Here is a 17640-nt window from a genome sequence, read left to right as displayed (position 1 = left end):
TATTGCATCGCTGCCGTGGTACAGGATGCGGAGTCGCTGGAGCTTTACTGGTTGCAGCGAGGTGTATAAAAAAAACCGCCGCAGCGGGTTTTAAACGGACTATAGCCCCGGGGAATGGGGCGAGTGAGATAAGGATGAGGTCTCCTTGGGAGGGCCTGAAACATCTTAACGAAGTTAAACGGCTGAAGCTGCTCAGTATTAATCTGATGGTGTGCATTATTACTTTCAGGCTGCGTTAAACAGGATGAGTCTGAGTGAAGCCCCGTGCACTGGCAGATTGACGCATTCGTCAAATTTGAGTAATATTACTTTTGAGCGAGAAGCCAACTGCATCAGGGTGCTACAGTTGGTGGAAGGACCCCATAGAATCCCTGAATTCTGTGCCAGGGTGAAACCTCGCACCTCCCGCCTGAAGGTGTAAAATAAACAGGCTTCAGATTTCAGAGGCCGCCATTGAAAAATGGCGGCTTTTTTTAATGCCTTTTGTACAGCAAAGTCCCTTGCCGGTGTTTGTTCAGGCTTTTGGCATCTGTGTGCATAAAGTTCCAGAGCACTTTCCCGGCCCACGGCGCTACAACTACCAGCATCTGCTGTTTCTGCCTGTACGCACCGATAAAAAGATAACGTACCTGTCCGTCGTCATACATGGTTTCCCAGATTTAATAAGGGTTTTCCAGCGTATCGAGAGCAAGAAGGACGTAGCGTTCGCGGGCATCGAGACGCTTTTCAACGATATGCTCAAGCTTATCCCGAAGAATATTAAGCGTGCCTATTATGGTTTCTTTCGGTACAGCAACCATATCCGGCTCCAGAAAGCCCATACGCAGTTCCAGCAAGGCAACTGCGGCTTCAAGACAGCTGCCTGCTTCTATTTCTGGTGTGGGATCTAACCTGAATTCACTGTCCAGCACACGAAGGTCAGGTAACCCCTCCTCTCTGAAAGTGAGCAATCCTTTTATCGCGCGCGGCACCTTGCTCTTGTCCTGTTTAAAGCCTCATATGTTGGTGCCGATTTTACCACCTGCGTATGATTGGCCGCAGGAAAACCCTGCAGGCCCTCTTCAATTGTCAGGCATGGTTGGATCGTCGGACCTACTACACGGCCCGGCAGAGCCTGTAAGCTCAGCCGGATCGCACGGGCGCGTTCCGGGTCTGCCGGCTGGGGTCTGATGGCAAAGGCCGGGTCACCCCCTACAGCCGGCTGGCGCCGGCGTGTTCACTGGCCACAAAAAGACGTGGCCGCTGAGGACCGGCCCGGCACCGTGGTTTGCCGTTCCGGGGCTGTGCCCTGTTCACCCTTCCACGCTGTGTTTTGTTCCCTGAGCCCCTTCGCCGTGCAGAAACCTGGCACCCGGGCGTCTTCACGCAAGGGCCGCGAGCTAAACGGCTGCACCCGGTCCCTGCGGGCTGCGGCTTTGCCGCTTCCCCCTGCGTTCAGCCTGATGCCCGCGCGCCCGTTCTGCCCTCACGGCGAGGAACTCAGAGAAACATCACTTAAACCAGAACGGGAGAAACAACCTGTCACAGCAGAACGTCAACACCACGGCTTCAGAATCTAAAGAATCATCTCTTTTTAACTGCGAAAACTACTGCGCGATGTATTCGCCGGAGGTTAACAAGCTGCGCCTGTATTCGGAGTTGCGTCTCGATGAGGAAACGTATAAGCGTGTGAAGGATGCGGGCTTTAAGTATGCGCCGCGTCAGGGACGCTTTGTCGCACCGATGTGGACACCTGATTGCGAAGACCTGCTGATCGAGCTGGCTGGCGAAATTGAGGATGAAGATCAGTCGCTGTTTGACCGCCAGGAGGAGCGCGCGGAGCGCTTCGAAGAGTACAGCGAAAAGCACGCCGCCGAATCAGGACAGGTGCTGGCAGCCGTGGACAGCCTGGCTTCGGCCATTCCCTTCGGTCAGCCGATTCTGGTTCGACACCACAGCGAGCGCCACGCCCGTAAGCACGCGCAGAAAATTGAAAACGGCATGCGCCGCGCGGTCAATCTGTTTGAAACGTCTGAATTCTGGGAGCGCCGCGCAGAGGCGTCACTGCGTCACGCGGCTTACAAGGAGCGCCCGGACGTGCGCTGGCGCCGGATCAAGAAGATGAGGCCGATTTGAGTAAGGCTGAGGGTCGGCTCCAGGACGTGCAAAAATTTATCAAACTTTGGTCGTCCGAGAACCTTAACCGGGCAATGGCCCTTGTTATTGCAGGCGTCGATCACCTTCATTGCTGCTTTACCCTGGAGAAGTACCTGCGCCCGCCGGAGAAAAGCCAGTATGAAGGCAGCCGCAGCACGGGCTGGGAAGATGGCTTATGGAATGTACTCACCACCACCCGGTTTTTGAAAAGTTTCGCAGGATTATGTTGTTTACAACAACTGCGCCCTGGTTGCATGAAAAGTTTGGCTATGAACCTGTTAATAAGGAAAATTATGCGTGGACCATTACCCGACCTGATATTTACACTCATAGACAAAAGCAGGGCTAACAACAATCATATTGGCCGGTTTTAGGTATTTCCCTTGTTCGTTACGTTCGCTTCTGGCACATAGCGGACACAAGGAACAACACCCTTCTGCTCCTTCCACTTATCTGCATTGCCAGGCCGTTAGTCCTTGTGAGCTAACCAACAAGGCCGGCAAGCTCCACCAGGCCGCGCGGGCGCGGCTGGACAGACAGGAACATTTCCGTTTACTGGAAACTGCGCCCGGATTGATATTTGTTAGCTGGGGCACTAAAACCAGTAGTTGAAAAAGCATTCAGCAAATGGTTTTATAATTCATTAATAATTATTCACTATTGTTCCATAAGGTCAGATACGTTGTCACTACAGTCTGCAGAGTGGTTTAGCCGGAATGGCATGGAGTGTTCCCGGGTCAGAGCCCGTAATTCAGGCTTTCCGAAACATCTTCACGATGAATATGTCATCAGCGCAAACCTGACGGGGGTGGAGGAAATCTGGCTGGCAGGGAAAACCGCGTATGTTAAAAGTGGTGAGGTTACCTTATATAATCCGGGTACCATTCAGGCGTCGCGTTTTGACAGTCAATTCGTGGAATTCATCAGCGTGCACATACCCCAGTCAGTGATAAAAATGCTTGCAGATGAGGACAATCTCAATAGCGATCACGAAGCACCTGTTCTGCGAGAAGGCATAATCAACAATGCGCGCCTGTTTGACGCGCTGTACCGTTTTGCAACATCAGCCCGGCTGGAGCAGGGCATGAATGAGGAGCAGGAACTGATTTTACTCTGTGGTGAGCTGCTTGAGACGCCAGCTGTACTTCAGAGAGGCGATGAACAGAAAATTAACGTTGTCACTGAATACTTACGGGATCACCTCAGCGTAAAACCACAGCTGGAGATGCTCGCGCAGCTGGCGGGGATGAGCAAATATCATCTTGTCCGCTTCTTCACCCGGCATACGGGTATGCCGCCTCTTCAGTATCATATGCAGCTTCGCCTGCACCATGCCCGCGACTTGCTTCGCAGAAACGTGCATCCGCTCGATGCAGCGATAATGCTGGGATTTTACGATCAGAGTCATTTCATCAATGCGTTTCGCAAAGTGATGGGAATAACACCCCATCACTATGCTTCGCAAGTCAGATCAGGTCACCATAAATTCCCGGTACCCTGACACAATCACGTAAAGCGCAAAATAGCTGAATAGGAGCGCTGAGGCTATGTAGGAATATTTAAGCAGACGGTGACCAAGCAGTTTGCCACCAAAACTTCCAACCAGGCACAGTACACAGGTCCAGAACATTCCCGCAATGAAAAAGCCACTCAGAAACCAGGACGTTGCTGTGACGCTGTGCTGGCCCATCCGGGATATCAGCGCACCTCCTACTGTCGCAAACCACAGAATGGCCGTAGGGGAGGACATGGCAAGCACCACGCCCCGCCCAAATTCACGCAGCATCGGGCGATGCTGATGGGTTTCGCTCACGTTAAGCTCTGCAGCCTTCCTGAAAGCGGCCACCAGCATTTTGCCGGCGAACCATAAAAGCATCGCGCCACCGCCAATCCACAGCAACCAGCGTACTGCTTCGTACTGAAGCAGTACGGCCATTCCCGCCAGCGCCAGTAATGCATATGCCAGGTCACCCACACAAGTCCCAATTCCCAGCCAGAAACCATGAAAATACCCGCGTTGCATGGCAAGGGTAATCATGGCGATATTGGCAATCCCGATATCAAGACACAGTGAAAGGCTCAGTAAGAAACCATTTGAAAACTCGATCATAACGTAAAACCTTTAATCTTCTGGTCGTACTCGATCATGTCGACAGTTTTACCCAGCCGGTTCAGCAGCAGACCAGCCTCTTCGCGCTGATGATGAGGTGAATAGCATTGCAGGAACATCATCTTTTCAAGGACAACGGAATGCCCCAGATCATGACCGCGAAACCAGGCAATCAGGTGGCGGGCACAGAGAGCGCTTTCAGGGATAGCTTCATGCTGCCAGCCAGGCAGGGGAGCCTGGGACCGGGCAAAGCGTTCAAACAGGTTCAGATAGGTATTCGCAAACACACTGGTGCGCTTCTGGGGTGAATATTTCACGCCTTCAGCTTCAGGAAAGAAATAGGCGAAATGCTTTGGATAGCTGTTAGCTTCGCCAGCAATGGCAAACAGGTCGACAATTTTGTAGCGGCATCCAGGCAGCGCAACCTGCCGCTGGTCGATATGATTTTGCAGCCAGCACAGGTTGTCAGGAAAGAGGTCATCCACCAAGTCCGAAACTTCCTGCAGCCCGCGATCGGGTAACCCAAACCAGGCGGAGTAATGCTGCCTGCGAGACTTACCCACCCATGTCGACATGTAACCTATTCCCTGCACCAGCTCCTGTTCATCCAGTCCTGCTATCTGCGGGAGAAGTTCTTTTGCTGTGCTGGCGTCAGAGAGGATTTCTGCGCGTAACTGCAACGCTTTGCAGGTATCCGGATCGTCAAATTCCTGAGCAAGCTTGAAACAGATAATGCTGAGCTTTTCTTCAACAGACTGAAGCAGCGTGCTCCCGGTCCGTGTAGAAACCGGGTGAATATGACTGGCCGCCTCTGCAAGACGCGTAGCCTGGTGGATAAGGTCCAGCGCAGCGGGCGAAAGTGAGTCCGGCAGAGGAATATCCATCATGTGGATATGGTATGAGTCAGCTGCAGGCCAGAACGGTGTCGTAAACATGAAATTCCCTTCCATTATGAATATCGAGTCGCTTACTTAACCATTGCATGCGTTATCGGTATTGGAAGGAATTGCGCAGCAATGTCGAAAGCGCGGTGTGCTGCAGAGCGCATGCGATTCTCTGCTACCTGTTTACCTGCCGAGGTCACCAGTGCGACGCGTCCGGAAGGTAATGCAGAAAGAAGTCCAGCTGCTCCTTTGATGGCGAAAATACTCTCAAGTGCATTCAGTTCACTTCCTTCAATTGCTGCGACAGCACGTCTTAATACTTCGCCTTCACCAAGGAAATGGCGCAGCGTATCTGAAACCTGGCGACCATGACCCGGGCGATCATTTCCTGCACATTAAGCCCATTCTGAGCGCAGCAGTTAATCCATATATTTTCTCCTACCGCTGTTGAATCAACCAGCGTTCCATCCATATCAAACAGGAATCCTTTTGCGTACAGAGTAGTCATATACCCTCCGGTTCAAATACAAAAAAGGGCATCCGCTCTGCTCCCATTTAGTAAAAAACCGGGCAGGTGCCCGGTTTTGTTTAAGCAGATAACGGCTGAGGTTTAGGCCGCTGCAAACTGTTTCTGTACGGCCAGGGCTGTGCGACGGAAAGCCACGCCGTTTTCATCAAACAGATGGGCATGCTGGGACGGGATCATTAGTCCGACGTCGTCGCCCAGGTTAAGCTCCAGCTCTTCTGCATGTTTCACCAGTATTGGTTCAAAGCCCACTGCAGAAATGTAGAAGTAGGCAGCTTCACCTAAATGTTCGATGTGTTGAATCTGCCCGATGATGTGTGCCTCTGATTTTTCACACAGGCGCAGGTGCTCAGGACGAATGCCCACCTTTACCCGCTCGCCAGTCCGCGCAGCTGCGGTATTCACCTGAACCTCGATTTCCTCACCGGCATTACCCAGGCGAACTCTGGCGTTTTGTGCAGTTCCTTTTACTAACTCAGCTGGAAGGAAATTCATTTTTGGTGAGCCAATGAAACCAGCGACGAATTCATTAACCGGATGGTGATACAGTTCCAGCGGGTGACCTACCTGGGCAATGGAACCTTCATTGAGCATCGCCGCGCCGCTGTTCAGCAGCACAATTTTGTCGGCCAGCGTCATGGCTTCAACCTGGTCGTGCGTCACGTAAATCATCGTGTTGCCCAGCTTATGGTGCAGCTTGGCGATTTCAACGCGAGTTGCTACGCGCAGCGATGCATCGAGATTCGACAGAGGTTCGTCGAACAGGAACACCTCCGGGTTACGCACGATCGCACGTCCGATTGCCACGCGCTGGCGCTGGCCACCGGAGAGCGCTTTAGGCAGGCGTTGCAGCAACGGCTCCAGTTGCAGGATTTTGGCTGCATTCAGTACACGACGCTCAATCTCCGAAGCTTCCGTTTTCGCCAGCTTCAGGTTGAACGCCATGTTGTCGTAAATAGTCATGTGCGGGTAAAGCGCATAGCTCTGGAATACCATCGCCACGCCGCGATCGGCGGGCGCCAGTTTATTGACGACTTTGTCGCCGATACGAATTTCTCCGGAAGAGATAGTCTCCAGTCCGGCGATCATACGCAGCAGCGTGGATTTACCGCAACCTGACGGCCCGATAAACACGCAGAACTCACCGTGTTTGATTTCGAGATCGACCTGATTAATAACCTGTGTTTCATGAAAGCGCTTAAAGACATTGCTCAGACGTATACCTGACATAGTTCAATACTCCTCTATTCTGAGCTACTTAACGCCGCCCATAGTTAAACCGCGCACCAGATGTTTTTGTACCAGCAGACCGAGCACAAGCATCGGCAGCATCACCAGGGTTCCTGCCGCTGTCAGCGGCCCCCACTCTGTACCCTGGAAGGTCAGGAATGAGGTGATCGCGACCGGCAGCGTCTGAGTAGAATCACCAGAGAGCGTCAGGACAATCTGGAATTCATTCCAGATAAAGAACAGCGTCAGCACACCGGAAGCCGCAAGACCGGTTCGTGCCAGCGGCAGCATGACACTGCGGAACACGCGCCATTCACTTGCGCCATCCACACGGGCGGCTTCGCGGATTTCCGGTGGGATGTCTTCAAAAAAGGTGGTGATCATCAGAATGGTGAACGGTACGTTCGCCACGGTGTAAACCAGAATCAGCACCAGATAGTTATCTGTCATGCCAAGCTTGGTGATGAGGTAATACACCGGGATAACCAGCATGATGACCGGCGCGTAGCGCAGGCTCATGATGAACTGCTTTGCCTGACCTTTACGCTCAATAAAGAACACCAGACCGTAGGCAAAGAGTGAACCGAATACCAGGCACAGGAACGTTGAGACAAGCGATACCAGCAGGCTGTTGCCAAAGGCGCGGATGAAATCTCCATTGCTCAGCACCTGGCGATAGTTATCCAGGATGGGCGTAAACCAGAGCTTAGGCGGCATGGCAAAGGCATCTAAGTATGTCTTGAATGACATCGTTACAAGCCAGTAAATCGGCAGCAGGAAGAACGCCAGGATGATGATCAGCACAAGGTAGAAGCCGGTTCTCCGGCAGATAAATTTCAGCGAATCACTCATCTTTCATTACCTTCTTACTGGCGAATGACAGTACCGCGATAACCAGAAGCGTATTGATGATGGCAATCACCACCGCCGCGCTGATGCGGAAATCCTGAAACCCGGTGAGGTAGGCGTACATGTTGGTGGTTTCCGTCGCGAGTGCCGGACCGCCACGGGTCATCACGTATATCAAATCGAATGATTTAAACGCATCAATCATGCGCAGGAAAAGCGCCATGAGAATGATTGGTTTCATCATGGGCAGCTTGATGAACGCCAGCAGACGCCAGCCACGTGCACCGTCAAGTTCCGCCGCTTCAAGTGGTTCATTAGGTAACGCGTCAAGACCGGCTGAAACCAGCAGGATAATGAACGGCGTCCACTGCCAGATATCGGCCAGAATCAGCGAGGCCATTGCAGTGCTCGGATTGCCCAGCCAGTCGATCGGCGCGATGCCAAACATGCCCGCTATCCAGTTGAACAGCCCGGCACTGGGATCGTAGAAGATGCGCCAGATGAGACCTGCCACGATGGGCGTCAAAATCATGGGTAACAGTAACAGCGCTCGTACCAGCTTGCGGCCATAAAAGTCGCGGCTGATGAACAGCGCAATTGCGCTGCCAAGTACCAGCTCTGCCACCGTGGAGCCCGCTACATAAACCAGCGTATGCCACAGAGAGAGCCACATGCGTGGTTCTTTCAGCACTTCAATGAAGTTTGCCATGCCGATAAAATCAAACGGCGGGGGCGACATCAGATCGATGTCATACACGGATAAATAGATGGCGTAACCCAGCGTATAGAACGAAACCAGCAGCAATACAATCAGTAACGGCAGAGTAAACGCCTGCTGCGTGAGTTTTGCTTTCATAGTTTTACCTGGACCTGCGTAAGAAATTCACTTCCCTCAGCGCGCCTGAGCGCACCGAGGGAGAAGGATTAACGGGACAACGCTTTATCGTTTCGGGTATTCGCTGCTTTCAGGGCACTTTCAACAGACTGGGTTCCCGCCAGCGCTTCAGACAGGGCAATACCGGTGATATTGATGATCTGCGTAGACTGCGGAACGGTAGGCAAATACTTTGCGTTACCGTTCTTCAGGGCGGCAAGCATGCCGTCCTTGAAAGCTCCATAGCGCTGAGCGAATGCATCACTGTTGATGGCGCTGAGTGAGCTCACTCCGGCGTTCGGATTCAGCTCAACCGATTTCATCTGCGTTTGTTTTGCTGTTGCCCAGCTGATAAATTTCCATGCGGCATCCTGTTTCTTACTGTCATTGTTGATGAACAGACCGTGAACCTGAAGCGCGCCACTGTTACCCGGATGATCGCCCGGCTGTGCAGGAACCGGGGCATAACCTACTTTCCCGACGACTGAAGACTGCTTCGGATCTTCGTTGAAGCCACCATTCACGGTCGAGTCAATGGTCATGGCCGCTTTGCCCTGCTGGAATACCAGACGGTTTTCCTGCCAGCCGAAGTTAGCTGCGCCAATCGGACCGTAATTCTTCAGCACATTGACGAAGGATGTTGTCGCTTCAATAGCCTGAGGTGATGAAATGGCAGACTTGCCATTACTGTCGATCCACTGGCCGCCGTAGCCCCACAGGAATGCAGCCCACGCAAAGGTGTTCTGAATACCCTGAGCCCCGCGCAGCGTGATGCCCGCAACCTGACCGTTAGTTTTCTCTTTGATGGTCTTCGCCGCAGCGGTCAGCTCATCAAAAGTCTTTGGCACTGCGATGCCGTATTGCTCAAACAGGTCTTTGCGGTACATCAGGAAGGTACTCTCCCCGTATACCGGCAGGCCGTAATAGCCGTCTTTATAACGCAGCGTATCCGCATAGCTCGGGACAAGATCCGCTTTGTCATAAAACTTGATATCACTCTTCATCCACTTATCAACGGGCGTGATGTAACCTGCCGAGGCGTAGCCTACGGCGTGCACCCAGTCATCCATGACAACGTCGTAACGTCCGCTGTGCGAGGAGAAGGCCAGCAGGGCTTTAGAGGTCAGATCGTTATAAGGAACAATCTCAGCCTGGACCTTAATACCGGTTTCCTTTTCAAATTCCGGTAACAGTGCTTTTATGGAATCACTGGTGCTGTGCCCTTCGAGCAGCACACGAATGGTTTCCTCTGCGCTGGCGTTGCCCGCCAGTAAAAGCGTGCTAATAACACCTGCGATACCAATTTTTTTTATGCTCATCTCATCACCTGGTTATTCAGTCAGAATGTCAGACCCGGATAATTTCGCCGGTACGGGCGGAGTCCATAATGGCAAGCGTAATACGCAGCGCCTCGTTACCTTCCTCACCGGTCGCGACAGTGGTCGTGCCGTTGCGGACATCACTGAGAAATGACATCAGCTCTTCACGCAGGTCGCCTTTGATTTCACCCTGGCTCAGCGGCCAGTGCTGGGTGTCGATATAACGGTTAGCCGTTTCCGATGCGTGATAAAGCCCGGACTCACCGCATTCAATTTCAATCAGGCCTTTCGTGGAAAGGATGGTCATTTTGGCATCGAGCAGTGTGCGCGAACCGGCAGGCAGCGCCCATGAACTCTCCAGATTCACCACAGTGCCGTCCGCAAAACGGATAATGGCGAACACAGAGTCTTCAGTTCCGAGGTGGCCCAGCAGCTTATTGGTGGTCTGTGCATAGACACTGGCCGGTTGGGTGTGTTTCAGCAGCCACAGGATCATGTCCACGTCGTGTACCGTAACGTGCAGTGGCAACGGCAGGCTGCCGCCGTAACGGGCCGGACCTTCGATCGCCGGGCTGTTACGGCGTGCGGTAATGTGGCTGACTTCGCCTGCGCTGCCGGTTGCCAGAATTTCCTGAGCGCGCGAATAGCGCGGATCGAAACGCAGCAGGAAGCCGATACCCAGCTTCACGTTTGCGTCGCGTGCGGCACGGATAATGGCTTCACTATCTGCCATTGTTGCGGCGATCGGCTTTTCCAGAAAGATGTGCGCGCCCACTTTGGCGGCTGCGAGCGCAGGCGCCAGATGAAAGTCATCTTTGGTACAGATGCTGACGATGTCTGGCTTTTCCTGCTCCAGCATCAGGTTGAAATCTTCATAGCAGTTCAGTTGCGGGATCCACTCTTTCAGCGATTCACTACGGGACAGATCTGGATCTGCCACGCCAACCACTTCCACACCGTACATCTGCTGCCAGATGCGAGCATGCATCGCACCCATGAAGCCTGCGCCGATGACGCACACTTTGATAACGCTGTCTGTCATTTCACTTTCCTCAGTACCTGGTTTGAAAACTGCGTAACGTTTCTCGTGGCATATCAGGTAATTCAAATAACATGCCAGAATAAGTCCAGATTAATACCAAAACAAAAACTGATATATATCAACGTGCTTCCAATCTATCCCACTATTTTTGCAACATATTTAACCAGTTATAACGCCTGGCTTTTACTGAGTCCAGCCCGATCATGGTGCTTTTGATCAAACTTAGAGCACTATCACGGTGCGAGAAGTATTATGTAAAAATACCAATTTACACATCTGGTATTGTTATGGTTAGCTGATTGGTAATTGCAAAACTGACAGGAACAGGAAGATGAAGATCGATATAAATAAATTGAAAAATCAGCTGGTTGTGTCGTGCCAGCCAGTAACGGATGGGCCGATGGACCGCGTTGACATTGTGGTGGCGATGGCGCGTAGCGCGGAACTTGCGGGTGCGGGTGCGGTGCGCATTGAAGGCGTGGAGAACGTGCGGCAGGTTTCTCAATCGCTGGAGATCCCGGTAATTGGTATTGTGAAGCGCGACCTGGATGATTCGCCGGTGCGCATTACTCCCTTCCTGCAGGATATTGCAGATCTGATTGCTGCCGGCGCCGGTGTTATTGCTGTTGATGCTACCGATCGCCAGCGTCCGGTTCCCGTTGCAGATCTCTATAAGCTCGGCCGCCAGTCAAATGTGTTACTGATGGCCGACTGCTCTTCACTGGCAGATGGCATGGCCGCCGCTGAGATGGGATTTGATTTTATTGGCACAACCCTCTCAGGTTATACCGATGAAACCGCTCACCAGCCGATGGATCGACCAGACTTTGAACTCATCTCAGCGCTGGCAGCTCGCGGTTATCGCGTGATGGCAGAAGGTCGTACCCGTACGCCTGCTCATGCAGCTGCTGCGCTGAAAGCTGGCGCTTTTGCTGTGACCGTAGGTTCTGCAATCACCCGCGTTGAGCACATTACTGAGTGGTACAACGCTGCGCTGGCTGAGGTCATCAACGGGAGAGCACCGGCATGATTCTGGCGCTGGACATTGGTGGAACGAAACTTTCTGCCGCATGGATTCAAGATCAGGAATGCATCGCCCGCAAACAGGTGCCGATGCAGCATGACGAAGCAGGATTTCTTGCTGCGTTACGCGAAGTCACTCAGTCTGACTACGGTATTGATCGCGTTGCGGTTGCGGCTACAGGCTATCTGCGTGAGGGGCGCGTATGGTCAGTCAACCTCAATACGATTCCATTCTGGAAAGGGTTTCCGCTTGGTCAGGTGCTGGAACAGCAGTTTAACTGTCCGGTGATCATGCTTAATGACGCGCAGGCCGCTGCATGGGGGGAATATCTTCCGCGCCGTGAACAGTGCTCTGATTTACTGTTTATCACCCTGTCCACCGGTGTCGGCGGCGGACTGATTTGCGACGGCAAACTGCGTATTGGTCCGCAAGGTCTGGCGGGCCATATCGGTCACGCTACGGTAAGCGTTGCGCCACTGGACCCGAATGCAGGTAAATGTGGCTGTGGTCGCACCGGCTGCCTGGAACATATTGCTTCCGGCACCGCGCTGGCCCGGCAGGCCACGGCTATGTTTAATCGTCGTGTTGACAGCCGTGAGCTGTTTGCTCTGGCCGCAGGCGATCCGCAGGCAAATGCGATCCTCGACAACGCAGCCGCAGCTGTTGCTCAGGCCATTGCCGATACATTGATGGTTGTGGACATTCAGGAAGTTGTGCTTGGCGGAAGCGTGGGTCTTGCGGAAGGTATGATTGAAAGGGTGGGCAGGGCACTGCAGGCATTTCCGGCGCTGTTCAGTCTGCCCGTGACCGCTGCTCTTGGCGGGGGAGATGCGGGGTTACTGGGCGCAGCCGACTGGGCCCGGCACCATTAATTCGCGCAGGCTTACTGGCCGGGCGAAATATCCCGCTGAAGCTCGACCAGAAAATCGTAACTGTCGCCTCGATACCAGGTATGGGTGTATTCAATCGGGCGACCGTCCTCCAGATAGCAGTGACGTTCAACATGTAATGCCGGACTGTGCGCTGGCATATCGAGCAGGTCACTGTGATCACGGCTTAAAGGCTCCGCGCGGATGCGCTGAAGCGCCCGGACAGGCATGAAGCCATGCGACTGAAAAACGGCATACAGAGAATCTTTCAGCTCATCCATTTCAGGTATAAACGTCTGCGGCACCACCGCAATTTCCACTGCCATTGGGCGATCGTCTACTGTACGCAGGCGTTTCAGACGCCATACCAGCGCTCCGGGAGACAGGTTAAGTGCAATAATTTCTGAAGGGGAAGCGTGCGTCAGTTCTTTCTCCAGCCACTGGGCACCTGGCTGGTAACCGCGTGAAATCATATCCTCACTGAAGCTGGTCAGCGATGACAGCGGCTTTTCAACTCTACCAGCTACCGTGCTGCGCGCACCGCGACGCTGAATAATGACCTGCGCATTCGCCAGTTCACTCAATGCCCGGCGTACCGTCACGCGGGACAGGTTCAGCTGTTCTGACAGTTCACGTTCGCTGGGAATGGCGTAACCGGCTTTCAAATCTCCACGAGTGATCATTTCGCGAAAACCTTTTTCCAGGCGCAGATACAGCGGGCCGACGGCACGGTTTGTATCGTCACAGTAAGTTTTCAGTGTCTTGATGAATTTAGTATCCATGCTCAGCCGCCCATTCCTCATGTCTGTTCAAAGATACCTGATGTTCACCCGCTGGCATAGCGATGAAACTCCTGTTTTTGTAAAACTGGTATCCTCTGGTATGGTTCTTCTTATTTTTTTCAGAATGCAGTAATGATAAGGCACCGGGAGAAGATCCCGGCATCTTTAAAGGAAAAAGAATGGCTGAAAAACTACCAGTTTGCGCCTGACGGATTCAGGTCAGACATTTCAGCTTAATAAAGTGACTGATGACTCAAAACAGCATAGGCAGCGTCGCACTGGCCGTCTGCTGGCTTGCCGTTGAATACTGGTTCCCCAGTGCCGTAAGCTCCCGGATAAGCACTTCAACCAGAAGCATGGCACCCACTTTAGCACTTAGCGAGCCTGCTGTGAGTGGACCTTCCGGCCTTGCAGCAACCAGCAGCATATCGGCGAGCTTGCCTATCGGGCTGCTGAGCGTATTACTCAGCATCAGAACCCGGGCCTTCTGCTTTTTGGCAAGTTTAACCACATGCATCAGGTCTTTGGTTGAGCCAGAACTGGAGATAGCAATCACCAGGTCACCCTCTTTGACGGTAGAAGCATTCATCGCGGCGCGGTGCATGTCGTTAAACAGCATCGCCGACTTACCCAGCCTGAGCAGTCTGTAATGCAGGTAATCACCCGTGATCGCACTGGCCGCAACCCCATAAATCTGAATGGTGCGCGCTTCATGTACTGCCAGACCAGCCTGCTGCATGACTTCCCGGTTGATGAACTTCCCCGTATCCCGCAATGCCTGAACCGACTCTTCAACCAGTTCATCAATACCATCCCCGCCGGCAGGTGTGTCAGGCTGGCTTTGCTGGACATCCATCGCCAGCGCCATTTTGAACTCCGTGTATCCCTTACATCTCAGATGACGGCACAGGCGAGTAACGCTGGCCTCACTCGTGGCGGTCTCTTTTGCCAGCTCAGTGATGGTCAAATACAGCACTTTCTGCGGCTCATTAAGGATGAAATCTCCGAGCTTTTGCAGTGCTGGACTAAAGCTCGGCAAGCTTTGTCGCAGGTGAAGCAGGATATTCTCATTTTCCGTCATCGGGCTTATCCCTATTCGTATTACGCGTTGCGCATAGTTTGCGTAAAGCCTCTAGTTTGTGCCAGCAGATTTAAGACATAAGAGAACCGTATCACAGTAATGATGGAAATTTTCATCCTGAGGTGTCTATTGTGGTAATAATTTTTACTGTAATTCATTTTAGGGGAAAAAATTTATGTCACTCTATAGCGGAGCTTCTTCGGGAGGCTGGTTTGAAAAAGCGCAGCATTTCGGAAAATCATTCATGCTGCCGATCGCAGTTTTGCCAGCCGCAGGCCTTCTGCTTGGTATCGGTGGCGCGCTCTCTAACCCTAACACCATCAGGGCATATCCGTTCCTGGATGTGGCCTGGTTGCAGGGGCTGTTTACCATCATGGCAAGCGCGGGTTCAGTAGTATTCGCCAACCTTGCCGTGCTGTTCGCGGTAGGTGTGGCAGTGGGTCTGGCTAGAGGTGACAAAGGGACCGCAGGCCTGGCATCGCTACTGGCTTATCTGGTCATGAACGCCACTATCAATGCGCTACTGAAACTGACCGGCGTGCTGGCTGCAAGCAGTCTCAGTTCCGTAGGGCAGGGGATGGCGCTGGGCATTCAGACGCTTGAAACCGGCGTGTTTGGTGGCGTGGTAATTGGCCTTGTGACTTCAATTCTTCACAACCGTTACAACAAAATTGCGTTGCCACAGTTCCTGGGCTTCTTTGGTGGCTCTCGCTTCGTGCCAATTATCAGCTCGCTGGTTGCCATTCTGGTTGGCGCGGTGATGACGGTGGTATGGCCGCACTTCCAGAAGCTGATTTTCGGCCTGGGTGGGCTGGTTGACGCAACGGGTTATTTCGGCACCTTCCTTTACGGCTTTATCCTGCGCATGCTAGGCCCGTTTGGCCTGCATCATATTTTTTATCTGCCGTTCTGGACAACCGCGCTCGGCGGCAGCGAAGTCATTAATGGCCAGCTGGTTGAAGGTACGCAGCGTATTTTCTTCGCACAGCTTGCCGATCCGAACGTTCAGCAGTTCTATGCCGGCACCTCACGCTTCATGTCCGGTCGTTTCATTACCATGATGTTCGGCCTGATTGGCGCCTGTCTTGCCATGTATCACACGGCTAAACCCGAAAACCGCAAGCGCGTGGCGGGTCTGCTGCTTTCGGCTGCGCTGACGTCGTTCCTGACCGGTATCACCGAACCCATTGAATTTTCTTTCCTGTTTATTGCGCCGGCGCTGTATGTAGTTCACGCCTTCTTTGATGGCCTGGCGTTCATGATCGCGCACATCCTGCATATCACTATCGGGCAGACATTCTCGGGAGGCCTGATCGACTTCATGCTGTTCGGTATGCTTCAGGGTGAAGCCAAGACCCACTGGCTGTACGTACCAATGGTCGGTATTCCGTGGTTCTTCCTCTATTACTTCACTTTTCGCGTGATGATTACGCGTTTCAATTTCAAAACGCCGGGACGTGAGGATGTGACGGTTGAAAGTGCCGTAGTAGAAGCCGGAGAACGTCCTGAGCAGATCATTACTGCTCTGGGTGGAAGAGAAAATATTGCTGAACTGGACTGTTGCGCCACACGCCTGCGTATCACGCTGGTTGACGGTAACAGGTTAGATGAAGCCTCTCTGAAGGCGACTGGCGCACGCGCCGTTGTGAAACACGGTAACGGCGTACAGGTGATCTACGGCCCCCACGTCACCATTATCAAAAACGAAGTTGAGGAGTTGCTTGCGCTATGAAAGTACCCACGCTGCTTCAGATTAAAGGGAAGCTGATCGTTTCCTGCCAGGCGCTGGAAAACGAGCCGCTGCACAGTCCCTATATCATGTCGCGCATGGCCGTGGCCGCTGTTGAAGGTGGCGCAGCAGCAATCCGGGCTAACAGCCTGATTGATGTTCAAAAAATTATGGATACCGTTGACCTGCCGGTCATTGCCATCTTCAAGCGTGACTACGCGGGTAGTGATGTGTTCATCACGGCAACGCTTCAGGAAGTTGATGAACTGATGGTAGCCAGCCCTCAAATGATTGCCCTGGACGCCACCATGCATACCCGACCGGGCGATCTGCAGTTGCCAGAGCTTGTCGCAGCAATTCGTGAACGTTATCCCGATCTACTGCTGATGGCGGATATCGCCACCGTAGAAGAGGCTCGCCACGCGGCGCTGCTGGGCTTTGACTGCGTGGGCACCACGTTGCATGGATATACCTGCGAGACAAAAGGCAGAAACTTGGCTGATGAGGATTTCAGAATCCTTCAAGAAGTGATTGAGGCCGTAAAAATTCCTGTGATTGCGGAAGGAAATGTTGCGACACCAGAGATGGCGGCGCGTTGCCTGGCATTAGGCTCTCATGCGGTAGTGGTTGGCGGGGCGATAACCCGTCCGCAGCAAATCACACGCCGCTTCGTAAACGCCATGGATACCCCTGCGTAGTCATGACGGTGACTGGCCCCCTCCCTCCCCCTGGTGAAGCCAGTCATACAACGATGACAGCCAGCCCCATAGCTGAATCCGACTATTGTCGATTCCTCATGTTGCGTGGTGAGCTGTTCGTCATGTTCCATTGTGATGTGGTTGGAATAGTTCATACCATCGCTGATTGGCGAGGCCGACCACTGGTTGGCTTTTTTTAATTTTATGCATATCGCTCATCCAGTTACAGAAAACTGATTTTGACAAAGTAAGATTTGACTTCCGCTTCTGGCACAAAGCTGCCAGTAGGGAAGTCATCCGGCAGCAGTGAGCCATTAGCAGGTCTGGTGCGTTAATTCATAGTGGTGATGTCAACCGATATAGTTTTCAAAGAACAATTTAATCCGGTGACATAAAATGCCATTTGAGAAATCACACAAGGTTTCCCTTTGATTTCCTCACGTCTGCCCTGGGCCAGTAAATTACAGCTTTTTGAGCATACATATGC

17 protein-coding genes and 2 pseudogenes are annotated in these 17640 nt (G+C 52.8%); 7 read left to right on the top strand and 12 right to left on the bottom strand.

The annotated features are described in order from the left end of the window. Window positions 1-473: 473 nt before the first annotated feature. Both ABU178_RS19185 and ABU178_RS19180 read right to left on the bottom strand, forming a co-directional pair. Window positions 474-647 (bottom strand): hypothetical protein, encoded by a 174-nt coding sequence (locus ABU178_RS19185; protein WP_397217929.1) that lies wholly within the window; start codon window positions 645-647, stop codon window positions 474-476. A gap of 12 nt (window positions 648-659) precedes the next feature. Continuing rightward, window positions 660-911, bottom strand: a complete 252-nt coding sequence (locus ABU178_RS19180) for a hypothetical protein (RefSeq protein WP_397217927.1) — start codon at window positions 909-911, stop codon at window positions 660-662. Window positions 912-1596: 685 nt separating this feature from the next. On the opposite strand from ABU178_RS19180, the pseudogene ABU178_RS19175 reads away from it, so the two are divergent. The 3 genes and pseudogenes from ABU178_RS19175 to ABU178_RS19165 form a co-directional block, all read left to right on the top strand. Further along, window positions 1597-2291, top strand: a pseudogene (locus tag ABU178_RS19175) (DUF3560 domain-containing protein); the annotation flags it as partial. Window positions 2292-2293: 2 nt separating this feature from the next. Then, window positions 2294-2485: pseudogene (locus ABU178_RS19170) on the top strand (GNAT family N-acetyltransferase); the annotation flags it as partial. Window positions 2486-2818: 333 nt separating this feature from the next. Then, window positions 2819-3637 carry an AraC family transcriptional regulator gene (locus ABU178_RS19165; protein ID WP_397218182.1) on the top strand — a complete coding sequence of 273 codons (819 nt, stop codon included), beginning with the start codon at window positions 2819-2821 and terminating at the stop codon, window positions 3635-3637. Here the strand turns inward: ABU178_RS19165 and ABU178_RS19160 are convergent. From ABU178_RS19160 to ABU178_RS19125, 8 genes are all read right to left on the bottom strand, one after another. After that, the gene (locus ABU178_RS19160; RefSeq protein ID WP_397217925.1) at window positions 3608-4246 is read right to left on the bottom strand and encodes a LysE family transporter; all 639 of its coding nucleotides are present in this window, start codon (window positions 4244-4246) and stop codon (window positions 3608-3610) included. The genes ABU178_RS19165 and ABU178_RS19160 overlap by 30 nt on opposite strands. After that, window positions 4243-5196, bottom strand: a complete 954-nt coding sequence (locus ABU178_RS19155; RefSeq protein WP_397217923.1) for a hypothetical protein — start codon at window positions 5194-5196, stop codon at window positions 4243-4245. Before ABU178_RS19155 ends, ABU178_RS19160 begins: the two co-directional genes overlap by 4 nt. A 247-nt stretch (window positions 5197-5443) precedes the next feature. After that, complete coding sequence (locus ABU178_RS19150) at window positions 5444-5638, bottom strand: hypothetical protein (RefSeq protein ID WP_397217921.1); 195 nt, start codon at window positions 5636-5638, stop codon at window positions 5444-5446. 102 nt (window positions 5639-5740) lie between these two features. Continuing rightward, the gene (locus ABU178_RS19145) at window positions 5741-6886 is read right to left on the bottom strand and encodes an ABC transporter ATP-binding protein (protein WP_397217919.1); all 1146 of its coding nucleotides are present in this window, start codon (window positions 6884-6886) and stop codon (window positions 5741-5743) included. A 24-nt stretch (window positions 6887-6910) separates the two neighbouring features. Continuing rightward, a complete protein-coding gene (locus ABU178_RS19140; protein WP_397217916.1) occupies window positions 6911-7738 on the bottom strand; it encodes a carbohydrate ABC transporter permease in 828 nt (275 codons plus the stop codon). After that, window positions 7731-8591, bottom strand: a complete 861-nt coding sequence (locus ABU178_RS19135; protein ID WP_397217914.1) for a carbohydrate ABC transporter permease — start codon at window positions 8589-8591, stop codon at window positions 7731-7733. Before ABU178_RS19135 ends, ABU178_RS19140 begins: the two co-directional genes overlap by 8 nt. 68 nt (window positions 8592-8659) lie before the next feature. Further along, window positions 8660-9928 (bottom strand): ABC transporter substrate-binding protein, encoded by a 1269-nt coding sequence (locus ABU178_RS19130; protein WP_397217912.1) that lies wholly within the window; start codon window positions 9926-9928, stop codon window positions 8660-8662. Window positions 9929-9956: 28 nt separating this feature from the next. Continuing rightward, window positions 9957-10970 (bottom strand): Gfo/Idh/MocA family protein, encoded by a 1014-nt coding sequence (locus tag ABU178_RS19125; RefSeq protein ID WP_397217910.1) that lies wholly within the window; start codon window positions 10968-10970, stop codon window positions 9957-9959. 331 nt (window positions 10971-11301) lie between these two features. Here ABU178_RS19125 and ABU178_RS19120 point away from each other — a divergent pair, with 331 nt between their 5' ends. Beyond that, a complete protein-coding gene (locus tag ABU178_RS19120; protein ID WP_397217907.1) occupies window positions 11302-12000 on the top strand; it encodes an N-acetylmannosamine-6-phosphate 2-epimerase in 699 nt (232 codons plus the stop codon). Next, window positions 11997-12866, top strand: coding sequence for an N-acetylmannosamine kinase (locus ABU178_RS19115; RefSeq protein WP_397217905.1), 870 nt, complete (start codon window positions 11997-11999; stop codon window positions 12864-12866). Before ABU178_RS19120 ends, ABU178_RS19115 begins: the two co-directional genes overlap by 4 nt. Before the next feature lie 11 nt (window positions 12867-12877). Here the strand turns inward: ABU178_RS19115 and ABU178_RS19110 are convergent, their stop codons facing one another. Both ABU178_RS19110 and ABU178_RS19105 read right to left on the bottom strand, forming a co-directional pair. After that, the gene (locus ABU178_RS19110) at window positions 12878-13645 is read right to left on the bottom strand and encodes a GntR family transcriptional regulator (RefSeq protein ID WP_397217903.1); all 768 of its coding nucleotides are present in this window, start codon (window positions 13643-13645) and stop codon (window positions 12878-12880) included. Window positions 13646-13898: 253 nt separating this feature from the next. Further along, window positions 13899-14726: a MurR/RpiR family transcriptional regulator gene (locus ABU178_RS19105; protein ID WP_397217901.1), complete on the bottom strand. Its 828-nt coding sequence runs from the start codon at window positions 14724-14726 to the stop codon at window positions 13899-13901. Between the two features lie 175 nt (window positions 14727-14901). Here ABU178_RS19105 and ABU178_RS19100 point away from each other — a divergent pair, with 175 nt between their 5' ends. After that, window positions 14902-16458, top strand: a complete 1557-nt coding sequence (locus ABU178_RS19100; protein WP_397217899.1) for a PTS transporter subunit EIIC — start codon at window positions 14902-14904, stop codon at window positions 16456-16458. Then, window positions 16455-17153: an N-acetylmannosamine-6-phosphate 2-epimerase gene (locus ABU178_RS19095; RefSeq protein ID WP_397217897.1), complete on the top strand. Its 699-nt coding sequence runs from the start codon at window positions 16455-16457 to the stop codon at window positions 17151-17153. Before ABU178_RS19100 ends, ABU178_RS19095 begins: the two co-directional genes overlap by 4 nt. Window positions 17154-17640 lie beyond the last annotated feature (487 nt).

The sequence above is a fragment of the Pantoea osteomyelitidis genome (assembly GCF_044342975.1).
Lineage (GTDB): Bacteria > Pseudomonadota > Gammaproteobacteria > Enterobacterales > Enterobacteriaceae > Pantoea > Pantoea osteomyelitidis.
Note: the sequence above shows the minus strand (reverse complement) of the source record. Positions and strands in the feature narration are given on the sequence as shown.